The 12302-nt window shown below is 66.2% G+C and carries 11 protein-coding genes; 9 read left to right on the top strand and 2 right to left on the bottom strand.

Features of this window, described 5'->3' with window-relative positions:
- Positions 1-307: 307 nt before the first annotated feature.
- The 9 genes from aceE (at position 308) to phoU (ending at position 11113) form a co-directional block, all read left to right on the top strand.
- Complete coding sequence (aceE, locus tag IV112_RS15505; RefSeq protein ID WP_304004829.1) at positions 308-2983, top strand: pyruvate dehydrogenase (acetyl-transferring), homodimeric type; 2676 nt, start codon at positions 308-310, stop codon at positions 2981-2983.
- 171 nt (positions 2984-3154) lie between these two features.
- Complete coding sequence (aceF, locus tag IV112_RS15500; protein WP_304004827.1) at positions 3155-4564, top strand: dihydrolipoyllysine-residue acetyltransferase; 1410 nt, start codon at positions 3155-3157, stop codon at positions 4562-4564.
- A gap of 11 nt (positions 4565-4575) precedes the next feature.
- Complete coding sequence (lpdA, locus tag IV112_RS15495; protein ID WP_304004824.1) at positions 4576-6360, top strand: dihydrolipoyl dehydrogenase; 1785 nt, start codon at positions 4576-4578, stop codon at positions 6358-6360.
- A 308-nt stretch (positions 6361-6668) separates the two neighbouring features.
- On the top strand, positions 6669-7331 hold the full coding sequence (locus IV112_RS15490) for a hypothetical protein (RefSeq protein ID WP_304004821.1): 663 nt from the start codon (positions 6669-6671) through the stop codon (positions 7329-7331).
- A 7-nt stretch (positions 7332-7338) separates the two neighbouring features.
- Entirely contained in the window at positions 7339-7599 is a 261-nt protein-coding gene (locus IV112_RS15485; RefSeq protein ID WP_304004818.1) for an HPr-rel-A system PqqD family peptide chaperone, read from the top strand.
- A gap of 7 nt (positions 7600-7606) precedes the next feature.
- Positions 7607-8533, top strand: coding sequence for an HprK-related kinase A (locus IV112_RS15480; protein WP_304004816.1), 927 nt, complete (start codon positions 7607-7609; stop codon positions 8531-8533).
- A gap of 40 nt (positions 8534-8573) precedes the next feature.
- On the top strand, positions 8574-9668 hold the full coding sequence (locus IV112_RS15475; protein WP_304004813.1) for a nucleotidyltransferase domain-containing protein: 1095 nt from the start codon (positions 8574-8576) through the stop codon (positions 9666-9668).
- A 19-nt stretch (positions 9669-9687) separates the two neighbouring features.
- Positions 9688-10359, top strand: a complete 672-nt coding sequence (gene rpiA / locus IV112_RS15470; protein WP_304004812.1) for a ribose-5-phosphate isomerase RpiA — start codon at positions 9688-9690, stop codon at positions 10357-10359.
- 52 nt (positions 10360-10411) lie between these two features.
- Complete coding sequence (gene phoU, locus IV112_RS15465; protein ID WP_304004810.1) at positions 10412-11113, top strand: phosphate signaling complex protein PhoU; 702 nt, start codon at positions 10412-10414, stop codon at positions 11111-11113.
- A gap of 3 nt (positions 11114-11116) precedes the next feature.
- On the opposite strand, the gene IV112_RS15460 is transcribed toward phoU, so the two are convergent.
- Together IV112_RS15460 and IV112_RS15455 are read right to left on the bottom strand one after the other, a co-directional pair.
- Entirely contained in the window at positions 11117-11965 is an 849-nt protein-coding gene (locus IV112_RS15460) for a tetratricopeptide repeat protein (protein WP_304004808.1), read from the bottom strand.
- 51 nt (positions 11966-12016) lie between these two features.
- The gene (locus IV112_RS15455) at positions 12017-12289 is read right to left on the bottom strand and encodes an oxidative damage protection protein (RefSeq protein WP_019919514.1); all 273 of its coding nucleotides are present in this window, start codon (positions 12287-12289) and stop codon (positions 12017-12019) included.
- Positions 12290-12302 lie beyond the last annotated feature (13 nt).

The raw sequence follows: 12302 nt of genomic DNA, 5'->3' as shown, positions 1-12302 counted from the left end.
CGCTTTTTTGCGGCCGGACGACCGGATTTCGGTTTTCCACCACTGGCGGCAAGTCCGGGGGGTGTCCATAATTGCGACACGTCGACGCGGGCGATCCCTGCGTTCGACGCTGCCATGGCAGCTACCCGCTGCCGCTTCAGAGCTGTCGACACTTGCATCACCCATGCGCAGACGGACAGGCGCCTCGGACGAGCATCTCCTCGCCCGGCACGCTGACGACCCCGGGCGGGCTCCATGCCCCGACCGGGTTGTGCATCGGCGGTGCATTTGATCGAACGGCTCGATCAAAAAAGAGGAGAAAGCCTGGATGTCTGCACTACCCAATCCCCTGCTCGCTTCCGACCCGGACGCCGTCGAAACCCAGGAATGGCTCGACGCGCTGGAAGGCGTGATCGAACACGCCGGCGAGCAGCGTGCGCATTACCTGATCGAGCGGCTGACCGAGCTGTCGCGGCGCGCCGGCATCAACATTCCGTACTCGGCCACCACCGCCTATGTAAACACCATCCCGGCCGGCAAGCAGGTGCAGGCACCCGGTGATTACGAGATCGAGCACCGCATCCGCAGCTACATCCGCTGGAATGCGATGGCCATGGTGCTGCGCGCGAACAAGGACACCAACGTTGGCGGCCACATCGCCAGCTTCGGCTCCAGCGCCACGCTGTACGACGTGGGCTTCAACTGGTTCTGGCACGCCCCCAGCCCGACTCACGGCGGCGACCTGATCTACTTCCAGGGTCACTCGGCGCCCGGCATCTACGCCCGCGCCTTCATGCTCGACCGGCTGAGCGAGGCGCAACTCGACAGCTTCCGCCAGGAAGTCGGCGGCAAGGGTCTGTCGAGCTACCCGCATCCGTGGCTGATGCCGGACTTCTGGCAGTTCCCGACCGTATCGATGGGCCTGGGCCCGCTGCAGGCCATCTACCAGGCCCGCTTCATGAAGTATCTGCAGGACCGCGGCATCGCCAACACCGAAGGCCGCAAGGTGTGGTGCTTCATCGGCGACGGCGAGACCGACGAGCCGGAAACGCTGGGCGAGATCGCGATGGCGGCACGCGAAAAGCTCGACAACCTGATCTTCGTCGTGAACTGCAATCTGCAGCGCCTCGACGGCCCGGTGCGCGGCAATGGCAAGATCATCCAGGAACTGGAGGGCGATTTCCGCGGCGCCGGCTGGAACGTGATCAAGCTGCTGTGGGGCAGCTACTGGGATCCGCTGCTGGCACAGGACAAGACCGGCCTGCTGGCGCAGCGCATGATGGAAGTGGTCGACGGCGAATACCAGACCATGAAGGCGCGCGACGGCGCCTATGTGCGCGAGCACTTCTTCGGCAAGTATCCGGAGCTGGCGGCCATGGTCGCCAACTGGAGCAACGACGACATCTTCCGCCTGAACCGCGGCGGTCATGATCCGCACAAGGTGTATGCCGCCTACCACTCGGCGGTGAACCACACCGGCCAGCCCACCGTCATTCTGGCCAAGACCATCAAGGGCTACGGCATGGGTGGTTCGGGCGAGGCGCAGAACATTTCGCACCAGCAGAAGAAGGTCGATCTGGAATCGCTGCGCGAATTCCGCGACCGCTTCGACCTGCCGATCAAGGACAGCGAACTGGAATCGCTGCCTTATCTGAAGTTCGACGAGAACTCGAAGGAAGTGGCCTATATGCGCGAGCGCCGGATGGCGCTCGGCGGCTACCTGCCGCAGCGTCGTTCCAAGGCCGAACCGCTCGAAGTGCCCCCGCTGTCGGCCTTCGATGCGCTGCTGAAGGCGTCCGGTGAAGGCCGCGAACTGTCCACCACGATGGCCTTCGTGCGCATCATGAACATCCTGCTGCGCGACCCGCACATCGGCAAGCGCGTGGTGCCCATCGTGCCCGACGAATCGCGCACCTTCGGCATGGAAGGCATGTTCCGGCAGATCGGCATCTGGAACCAGGAGGGCCAGAAGTACGTGCCGCAGGACGCCGACCAGCTCATGTTCTACAAGGAGTCGAAGACCGGCCAGATCCTGCAGGAAGGCATCAACGAAGCCGGTGGCATGAGCGACTGGATCGCCGCTGCCACCGCCTACTCGGTGCATGGCGTGGCGACGATTCCGATCTACATCTTCTATTCGATGTTCGGCTTCCAGCGCATCGGTGACCTGATCTGGGCCGCCGGCGACCAGCGCTCACGCGGTTTCCTGGTCGGCGGCACGGCCGGTCGCACCACGCTGAACGGCGAAGGGTTGCAGCACGAGGACGGCCATTCCCACCTGTGGTCGGGCGCGGTGCCGAACTGCATCAGCTACGACCCGACCTTCTCGTACGAAGTCGCGGTGATCGTGCAGGACGGTCTTCGCCGCATGATGGCCGAGCAGGAGGACGTGTTCTATTACCTGACGGTGATGAACGAGAACTACGAGCACCCGGCGATGCCGGAAGGTGCCGAGGCGGACATCCTGAAGGGCATGTACCTGTTCCGCCGCGGTGCTGCCTCCAACGGCCCGCGCGTGCAGCTGACCGGCAGCGGCACCATCTTCCGCGAAGTGATCGCCGCCGCCGACCTGCTGAAGAGCGACTGGGGCGTCGAAGCCGATCTTTGGTCCTGCCCGAGCTTCACGCAACTGGCCCGCGACGGCGCCGACTGCGCACGCTGGAACCTGCTCAACCCGCTGGAGACGCCGCGCGCCTCGCACGTCGAGAACTGCCTGCGCGACACGCGCGGTCCGGTGATCGCGGCGACCGACTACGTGCGCCTGTTCGCCGAGCAGATCCGCGCCTACGTGCCGCGTCGCTACGTCGTGCTGGGTACCGACGGCTTCGGCCGCTCGGACACGCGCGAGGCGCTGCGCTCGCATTTCGAGGTGGACAGACACTGGGTGACGGTGGCGGCGCTGAAGGCGCTGGCCGACGACGGTGCGCTGGACCGGGCGAAGGTGGCGGAAGCCATCGCGCGCTACGGTCTGGACGTGACCAAGCCGAACCCGCTGTACGTCTGAGTCGGAAGAAGCGGACCGCGGATCGACGCCGACACGGCTGATCGCCCCGGATGAAGACGCTTCACGGTCTTTGTCCGCGGTGACCGGACCTGTCCGCGCCGATCGACGGTCGGCCTTCAATACCCACGCCCCGGTCGCGCTGTGCGCGGCCGCATCGAATGCGAGGCTTGAATGAGCACGATCAATATCGAAGTACCCGACATCGGCGACTTCTCCGATGTCCCCGTCATCGAAGTGATGGTCAAACCCGGCGACCGCGTCGAAGCCGACGCGCCGCTGGTATCACTCGAATCGGACAAGGCCACGATGGACATTCCGGCGCCGCACGCCGGCGTCATCGGCCAGATCACGGTGAAGGTCGGCGACCGCGTGTCGCAGGGCAGCGTGATCGGCACGATGGAGGTGGGCGAGGCGCCCGCCGCCGCGCCCGCCGCCGCACCCGCCGCTGCGCCGGCGCCCGCATCGGCGCCTGTTGCGGCCGCCGCGGCGCCGGCTCCGACAGCGGCTGTCGCCGCCGCGCCGGTCGCCGCTCCCATCACAGCCGCCAGCGCTGCACCGGCCACGACCACGCAGTCGGCCCGCGGCGACTACACGCCGGCCGCCGGCGCAGTCGCCCTGCCCAGTGCCGCGGACATCGCGGCCGAACTGGTGGGCGGCAAGAAGGCGCACGCCAGCCCGTCGATGCGTGCCTATGCGCGCGAACTGGGCGTCGATCTCGCCCGCGTGAAAGCCAGCGGTCCGAAAGGCCGCATCACACGCGAAGACATCAACGCCTTCGTCAAGGGCGCGCTGCAGGCGCCGGCCACCGCACCGGCCGCGACCGGCGGCGGTGGAGGACTGGATCTGCTGCCCTGGCCCAAGGTCGATTTCACGAAGTTCGGCGAAATCGAACGCAAGCCGCTGTCGCGCATCCGCAAGCTGTCGGCCGCGAATCTGGCTCGCAACTGGGTCATGATCCCGGCGGTCACCTACCACGAAGAAGCGGACGTGACCGACCTCGAAGCCTTCCGTCAGCAGATCAACGCGGAACAGGCCAAGGCCGGCGTCAAGCTCACCATGCTGGCCTTCATCATCAAGGCGGTGTGCGCGGCGCTGAAGAAATTCCCCGAGTTCAACAGCTCGATCGACCTGCAGGCGGAAGAACCGGCGCTGATCATGAAGCAGTACTGCCACATCGGCTTCGCCGCCGACACGCCGGGCGGTCTGGTGGTGCCGGTCATCCGCGACGCGGATAGAAAGGGCGTGGCGCAGCTGGCAGCCGAGTGCGGCGAACTGGCGGCCAAGGCGCGTGACGGCAAGCTGTCCGCGGCGGAAATGCAGGGCGCCTGCTTCACGATTTCCAGCGTGGGCGGCCTCGGCGGCACCGGATTCGCGCCCATCATCAATGCGCCGGAGGTCGCCATCCTCGGCGTCAGCCGCACCACGATGAAGCCGGTGTGGGACGGCTCGGCCTTCCAGCCACGCCTGATACTGCCGCTGTCACTGACCGCTGATCACCGGGTGATCGACGGCGCAGCGGCCACCCGCTTCAATGCCCATGTCGCCGCACTACTGGCTGACATGCGTCGCGTACTGATGTGAGGGGAACGGCCATGAGCACACTGACTGTAAAAATCCCCGACATCGGCGACTTCAAGGACGTGCCCGTCATCGAAATCATGGTGAAACCGGGCGACGCCGTGGAGGCGGACGCGCCGCTGATGTCGCTCGAGTCCGACAAGGCCACGATGGACATCCCCGCGCCGCAGGCCGGCCGCATTGTCGAACTGATGGTGAAGGTCGGCGACCGTGTGTCCGAAGGCAGCGTCGTGCTGACGATGGACGCCACGGGCGCTGCCGAAGCGGCGCCTGCGCCGGCACCGGCGGCTGCTCCGGTCGCCCCGCCCCCGGCACCGGCCGCAGCCGCCGCGCCAGAGGCCGCCACCGGCAGCACACCGGCCAAGGTCGATGAAAGCTGCGCCGTGCTGGTGATCGGTGGCGGCCCCGGCGGCTACTCGGCCGCCTTCCGCGCCGCCGACCTCGGCCTCGATGTCGTCATCGTCGAGCGCTACGCCACGCTGGGCGGCGTCTGCCTGAACGTCGGCTGCATCCCGTCCAAAGCGCTGCTGCACGTGGCAGCCGTGGCCGACGAGGCCGAAGCGCTGGCCGCGCACGGCATCAAGTTCGGCGCGCGCGAAGTGGATCTCGGCGCATTGCGCGGCTGGAAGGACAAGGTGGTCGGCAAGCTGACCGGCGGCCTGGCCGGCATGGCCAAGGCACGCAAGGTGAACGTGGTGCGCGGCACCGCCCGCTTCGTCGATCCGAACCATGTCGAGATCGCACTGACCACGGGCGACGGCAAGGCTGAAACCGGCGAGAAGAAGATGCTGAAGTTCGGCCACTGCATCGTCGCCGCCGGCAGCCAGGCGGTGAAACTGCCTTTCATGCCGGACGACCCGCGCGTCGTCGATTCAACCGGCGCACTACTGCTGGCCGACATTCCGAAGCGCATGCTGGTGATCGGCGGCGGCATCATCGGCCTCGAAATGGCCACCGTCTACTCGACGCTGGGTGCCCGCATCGACGTGGTCGAAATGACCGGCGGGCTGATGCAGGGCGCCGACCGCGATCTGGCCAAAGTGTGGGAGAAGAAGAACGCCCACCGCTTCGACGCGGTCATGCTGAACACCCGGGTGACCGGCGCCGAAGCGACGGCCGAAGGCATCAAGGTAAGTTTCGAAGGCGCCAACGCGCCGGCCGGGCCGCAGACCTACGACCGCGTGCTGGTGGCGGTCGGCCGCTCGCCGAATGGCCGCAAGCTGAACGCGGAAGCGGCCGGTCTGCACGTGGACGAGCGTGGTTTCATCCCGGTGGACAGCCAGATGCGGACCAATGTGGCGCACATCCACGCCATCGGCGACATCGTCGGCCAGCCCATGCTGGCGCACAAGGCGGTGCACGAAGGCCACGTCGCGGCGGAAGTGATCGCCGGCCACAAGCGCCACTTCGACGCCACCGTGATTCCGTCGGTCGCCTACACCGATCCGGAAGTCGCCTGGGTCGGCCTGACCGAGGACGACGCGAAGGCCCAGGGCCGCAAGGTGACGGTCGGCAAATTCCCGTGGGCGGCCAGCGGACGGGCCATTGCCAACGGTCGGGATGAGGGTTTCACCAAGCTGATCTTCGACGCGGAAACCCACCGCGTCGTCGGCGGCGGCATCGTCGGCACCTCGGCCGGCGACATGATCGGCGAAGTGGCGCTGGCTATCGAGATGGGTGCCGACGCGGTCGATATCGGCCACACCATCCACCCGCACCCGACGCTGGGCGAATCGATCGGCCTCTCCGCCGAAGTCGCCGAAGGCAGTTGCACCGACCTGCCGCCGCTACGCCGCTGACACAGCGCTGCGACGCGGGTCCGACCCGCTGCCGGGCAGGCCTTGCAGGCTGTCCGGCAGCGGCCGTCGGCGAAATTTACAGTCCCCCCGGCAAGCCCCGGCGCAATGATTGAAAAAATATGAAAACACACATTAAATCATTCGCTTACATGGAAAAATCACAAGCGGTCCGCTTCTTGCTAGTCATCGGCTATCCAACGATCGCCTGATGCAAGCTGCGCATCCTCAGGTCGCCGTGATCAAGTCGGCGCGCCAGCACGGACAAGCGCGCTAACATCCGCGGCAACGTGCCTTATCGGTGAAATCAAATGAACGAGCTCGACAAGAACAGCCAGACCGACGCAGTCCCCACCCCGCAGACCGAGCAAGTGGATGCCGCGCGGCGGCGTCTGACCCGCGGCGGTGCAGCGGGCGCCGGCGTGCTGCTGTCGGTGGCGAGCCGTTCCGCTTTCGGCACCGGCACGTGGGGCACCTGCACCGGCTCGGAAATCGCTTCCGGCAACCTGTCGCGTGACGGCACGCCGCGCCCCTGCGGCTGCAGCCCCGGCTTCTGGGGCAACACGAATGGCAAGAAAATCTGGGAGAACCCGGATCTCATCCCCTTCATCTACGCGCAAGGCCAGTACTTCAACAGCGTGTTCGGCGTGCCCTTCTTCAAGCCGTCGAAGAACGAAACGCTGCGCGAGGCGATCGACAAGACCGGCGTGATCTACGACAAGACGATGAGCGGCGGCTGGTGCCCGACCAACAAGCTTAACAACATGAAGACCTGCGCCTTCCACGCCGTGGCGGCGCTACTCAACGCGCAGTACTACGGCAACCGCTACCCGGTCATCGGCATGCAGTCGCCTGAGGCGGTGATCTCGGCCTTCCAGACCGCATTCAGCGGCGGCGTCAGTGCCCTGGAGTCCTTCATTTCCAAGGTCGATGTCTATACCTCGGGCGTCTGGTGCGAAGGCCAGAACGGCTGATCGCGACGTGACCGCAGTGCAGTGGTCTCTGGTGACGCCGGAGGCCATGTCGGTTCTGAACTGGCCAGACGGGTCAGTGCTGTACAACGCGAGAACCACGACCACGACGATGCTCGCGCCCACTGCCGGCGCCATCGTCGCACGGCTGAAGGCCGGTCCGGCCGACACGGATGCGCTGGCCGAAGTGCTGCCGTCTGATGACGACCTGCCGCTTTCCGAACTGCTGGATGCCCTTGCACGGCACGGCATCGTGCGGGCCGCAGGCTGAACGGCCCGTGTCGCCACGCCTCCATCTCTCTGCATTGCCCCCCGCCGAACTGCGTCAGCGGCTGCGCAGCCGCAACGGTCTGCGGCTGCAGCTCGGCCGCTTCGTCGCCGGCATCCGTTCCAACTTCGATTCGGTCGCGGAAGGTCTGCACGCACTTTACGCTGACTACCCGGTCGCGTCGGACGACGATTTCTGTGATTACCCGGTCGAAGTGCGCAGCAGCGGACTGCGTCGCTATGTGCGTCCGCAGGCCATCTTCCGCTTCGAGGGCATGCAGCCGTTCAAGCCGCTGCCCGGCGATCAGGCGGTCGCCATGCTCGAATGGGGCCTGAACTGGGTATTCACCAACCACGCCCAGCACTACCTCATCATCCACGCCGCCGTGCTCGAGCGCGACGGGCTGGGCCTCGTCATGGCCGCGCCGCCCGGCTCGGGCAAGAGCACGCTGTGCGCCGCACTGGCGTTGCGCGGCTGGCGCCTGCTGTCGGACGAACTGGCGATGGTCGGCCTCGACGACGGTCTGCTGATGCCGCTGCCGCGACCGGTCAGTCTGAAGAACCAGTCGATAGACATCGTCCGCCAGCTCCCGGGCCAGCCGGTGATCGGCCCGATCGCCCACGACACCGCCAAGGGCACGGTGGCGCACATGCGCGCGCCGCGCGCCAGCGTCGAGGCGGCGCTGAAACCGGTGCAACCGCGCTGGATCCTGTTTCCGCAGTTCGCGGCCGGTCATGCACTGGACATCGAAGCAAACGGCAAGGCGCACACCTTCATGCAGCTGGTGAGCAATTCCTTCAACTATCCGCGGCTCGGCGTCACCGGCTTCGAGGCGATGGACCGTCTGGTCGATGGCTGCGACGGTTACACTGCGCGTTACGGCTCGCTCGACCAGATCGTGCCGGCACTCGAATCGATCTGCACGCGTAGCGCCTGAGGCGGGCCGGCACCGCCGGCCGCTGCGCCCCGACCGGAACATGAGCCGACAGACGGACACCCACCTGGCGAGAACACTCGCCACACCCGAATTCACCGAACGCTTCGACGCGCGCGACTGGGAAGCCCTGATCGGGCAGGCGCGCACCAGCGATCTGCTCGGTCAACTGGCCGAGCGGCTGCACGACACCGGGCGCATCGAGCGCGTGCCGCCGCAGGTCCGTTTCCATCTCGACGCAGCGCTGCGCATCGCCGCGCTGCACCGCGATTCGCTGCTGAATGAACTGGCGGTGATCGGCGACGCGCTGCAGTCGCTCGGCCAGCCGGTGCTGCTGCTCAAGGGCGCCGCCTATGCCGCAGCCGGCCTGCGCGCAGGACGTTCGCGGCTGTTCAACGACATCGACCTGATGGTGGCAAAGGACGTCATCGAGCGTGCCGAAGGCGCCTTGTTTCGCTGTGGCTGGCGCCCGACCCACCTGAATTCCTACGACCAGCGCTATTACCGGGAGTGGATGCACGAGCTGCCGCCGATCGAGCACATGACGCGTGGCACCGTGATCGACCTGCACCACACCATCGTGCCGCCGACCTCCGGCCACATTCCCGACGCGGCACAGCTGATCGCCGACGCGCGTCCGGTCGCCTTGCCGCACTGCCCGGATGTGTTCCACGTGCTGTCACCGGTCGACATGGTGATGCACTCGGCCTGCCACCTGTTCTTCGGCGAGTTGCAGAAGGGCTTGCGCGATCTCTACGACCTGCACTGCCTGCTGGACGAGTTCTCGCCGGAGCCCGGATTCTGGACAGCACTTCTGCCGCGCGCACGCGCGCAGCAACTCGAGTATCCGGTACTGCTGACACTGCGCTTCGCGCAGCGGATCTTCGGCACCGACATTCCCGAGGCGGTGGCGAGCGAAGGCCGCAAGCGACTGGCGGCCCGTCCGACCGGTGCGCTGACCGACCACTTGATCGACGCGTCGATGTATCCGCTGCACCCGAGCAGCGATTCTCCGTGGCGTCGCGCGCGCCGGCAGATCCTCTACGCGCGCAGCCACTGGCTTAGAATGCCCTTGCACCTGCTGATTCCGCATCTTGCATACAAGGCCTTCATCCACGACGATGGCAAGGCCGCCTGAATACCGAGGACTCCGTTCGATGACCGCCGATGAACTGAAGATTGCCGTAGCCCGCGCTGCCCTGCCCCACGTCATACAGGGCGACCTGCTGGGTGTGGGTACCGGCTCCACCGCCAACCACTTCATCGACCTGCTGGCCGCCGAGAAGATCGAGATCGCTGGCGCGATCGCCAGTTCGGAAGCGTCCGCCGCCCGCCTGCGCGGGCACGGCATCAAGGTGCTGACGCTGGACGAGGCGATCGCCTCCGGCCGCCGCATACCGGTCTATGTCGACGGTGCCGACGAGATCGACCCCGGCCTCAACCTGATCAAGGGCGGTGGCGGTGCGCTGACGCGGGAGAAGATCGTCGCCGCCGCGTCCGACTGTTTCGTCTGCATCGCCGACAGTTCGAAGTGCGTCGACATGCTGGGGCGCTTCCCGCTGCCGATCGAGGTCGTTCCGATGGCACTCGGCCTGGTCGCACGCGAACTGGCCAAGCTCGGCGGCGTACCGAAGCTGCGTGAAGGCTTCGTCACCGACAACGGAAATCTCATCCTGGACGTTGCAGGGCTGAAGATCGCCGAACCGGCACTGTTCGAGAGCGAACTCGACCATCTGACCGGTACCGTGACCAACGGGCTGTTCGCCCGCCGACGCGCCGACCTTGCGCTGGTGTCGTCAGCCGACGGCGTGCGCACGCTGCACGCCTGAACATCGACGCCCGCACGGGGTCGAACACTCAATACTTTCAGGATCTGACGTCATGAGCGAACACATTTCCAAACGCTACGATGCCGAACTCGAAAGCGTCCGCACCGGCCTGCTGCAGATGGGCGGCCTGATCGAACAGCAAATCGAACACGCGATGCGCGGCGTGATCGAGCGCAACCTGCCGTTGCTCGAAGAAGTGATCGCCAACGACAAGAAGGTCAATGCGATGGAGATCGAGTTGGACGACGCCTGCAATCACCTGATTGCCAAGCGCCAGCCGGCCGCCAGCGACCTGCGCGTCATCATGTCGGTGGTGAAGACCATCACCGATCTGGAGCGCATCGGCGACGAGGCGAAGAAGATCGCCAAGATGGGACGTCACATCCTCGAGTCCGACGCCATCTTCGTGCCGCGCGTCGAACTGCGGCACGCGGCCTCGATGGCAGTGGACATGCTGCGCCGCACGCTGGACGCGCTGGCGCGCATGGATCTCGCCAGCGCCACCGAGGTGGTGCGTCAGGACAAGGAGGTGGATGCCGAATTCAAGTCCATCATGCGTCAGCTCATCACCTTCATGATGGAAGACCCGCGCACCATCTCCTGCGGCCTCGACCTGCTGTTCATCGCCAAGGCGATCGAGCGCATCGGCGACCACTCGAAGAACATGGCGCAGTACGTGGTGTTCATGGTGAAGGGTACCGACGTCCGCCACGCCGGACTGGCCGCGATGGAAGCCGCCGCAGCCGCCGATTGAGTTTCAGCGCGGCGAGTCGGTCGCCGCCGGGGCGTCGCCTTCCCCGGATGCGGTAGAACTGGCGATGTCGGGCAGCGGGGCGTCGCTCTCGGGCATTTCGGGCGCGCGCGACAGCTGCTGCGCCAGCGCCAGCTGATCCGGCTTGAGCGACGCCGCGATTTCGTCCCGCGCCCCGCGCGCCGCGCCGTGGCCCTGTGCGGCAGCCCGATTGAACCACGCGTAGGCACGCACCAGATCGAGCGAGACGCCCTCGCCGATGCGGTGCAGGCGGCCCATGTGGTATTGCGCGCCGACATGGCCACTGCGCGCCGCGGTGCGGAACCACCTGCCTGCGGCCTTGTAATCCTGCAGCGTGCCGCGGCCGAGTTTCAGCGCCAGCGCAAGTTCGTACTGCGCCCGCGCGTGTCCCTGTTCGGCCGCCTTCTCCAGCCACTTCACCGATTCCGCCACATCCGTCGCTTCGCCGGTCCCGCCCTGGGCCAGCATCATCCCGTAGGCGTACTGCGCTTCGGGGTCACCGGTTTCAGCGCGCAGACGCTCCGCCTCCAGCGGTTCCAGTTCGGCAATGAGCTGTTCGTGCTCGGTCGGCGTGCGCGTCTCGACACCCTGGACGGTGACCACGATGGCCACCAGCAGACCGAGCGCAAGTGAGCCGCCGACCGCCGCGAGCGGAATACGCCGGAAACGGACGAAGCGCTTGTGGCAGTTGCGGCAACGTACCGGCTTGAGCCAGAAGCGTCCGGCCTTCTCGTCCGAGTTCTTCCAGCTGGAGTCCTTCGTGTTGCTGCTGAGGCAATACGGACAGCAACGCGGCCCCTGCAGGACGCTGGACAGGCGGGTGGATACAGTCATGATGAAAAGCTATCACGCACCCTGGACGGCTCCCGTGAAGAACTGTGTCGATCAGGCGGCCGGCGGCACGAAGCCCGTGACCTGGTCCGCACCTTCGCCAAAAAAGTGCTTTTCCATCTGTTCCGCCAGATACTTGCGTGCGCGCGGGTCCATCAGGCTGAGACGGTTTTCGTTGATCAGCATGGTCTGGTACTTCACCCACTGCTGCCACGCTTCCTTCGACACCGATTCGAAGATGCGTGCGCCCAGCGCGCCGGGCACCGGCGGAAAGTCGAGGCCTTCGGCCTCGCGACCCAGTTTGATGCATTGAACCATGCGTGCCATCTGTAACTCCTGT

This window comes from Methyloversatilis discipulorum, from assembly GCF_018780585.1.
Classification (GTDB): domain Bacteria; phylum Pseudomonadota; class Gammaproteobacteria; order Burkholderiales; family Rhodocyclaceae; genus Methyloversatilis; species Methyloversatilis discipulorum_B.
This window is presented reverse-complemented; position numbering and strand designations above follow the sequence as displayed.

Excerpts from the sequence above, each read along its gene's own strand:
- aceE (WP_304004829.1), top strand. The coding sequence starts at position 308 with ATGTCTGCACTACCCAATCCCCTGCTCGCTTCCGACCCGGACGCCGTC.
- aceF (WP_304004827.1), top strand. The coding sequence starts at position 3,155 with ATGAGCACGATCAATATCGAAGTACCCGACATCGGCGACTTCTCCGAT.
- lpdA (WP_304004824.1), top strand. The coding sequence starts at position 4,576 with ATGAGCACACTGACTGTAAAAATCCCCGACATCGGCGACTTCAAGGAC.
- IV112_RS15490 (WP_304004821.1), top strand. The coding sequence starts at position 6,669 with ATGAACGAGCTCGACAAGAACAGCCAGACCGACGCAGTCCCCACCCCG.
- IV112_RS15475 (WP_304004813.1), top strand. The coding sequence starts at position 8,574 with ATGAGCCGACAGACGGACACCCACCTGGCGAGAACACTCGCCACACCC.
- rpiA (WP_304004812.1), top strand. The coding sequence starts at position 9,688 with ATGACCGCCGATGAACTGAAGATTGCCGTAGCCCGCGCTGCCCTGCCC.
- phoU (WP_304004810.1), top strand. The coding sequence starts at position 10,412 with ATGAGCGAACACATTTCCAAACGCTACGATGCCGAACTCGAAAGCGTC.
- IV112_RS15460 (WP_304004808.1), bottom strand. The coding sequence starts at position 11,965 with ATGACTGTATCCACCCGCCTGTCCAGCGTCCTGCAGGGGCCGCGTTGC.
- IV112_RS15455 (WP_019919514.1), bottom strand. The coding sequence starts at position 12,289 with ATGGCACGCATGGTTCAATGCATCAAACTGGGTCGCGAGGCCGAAGGC.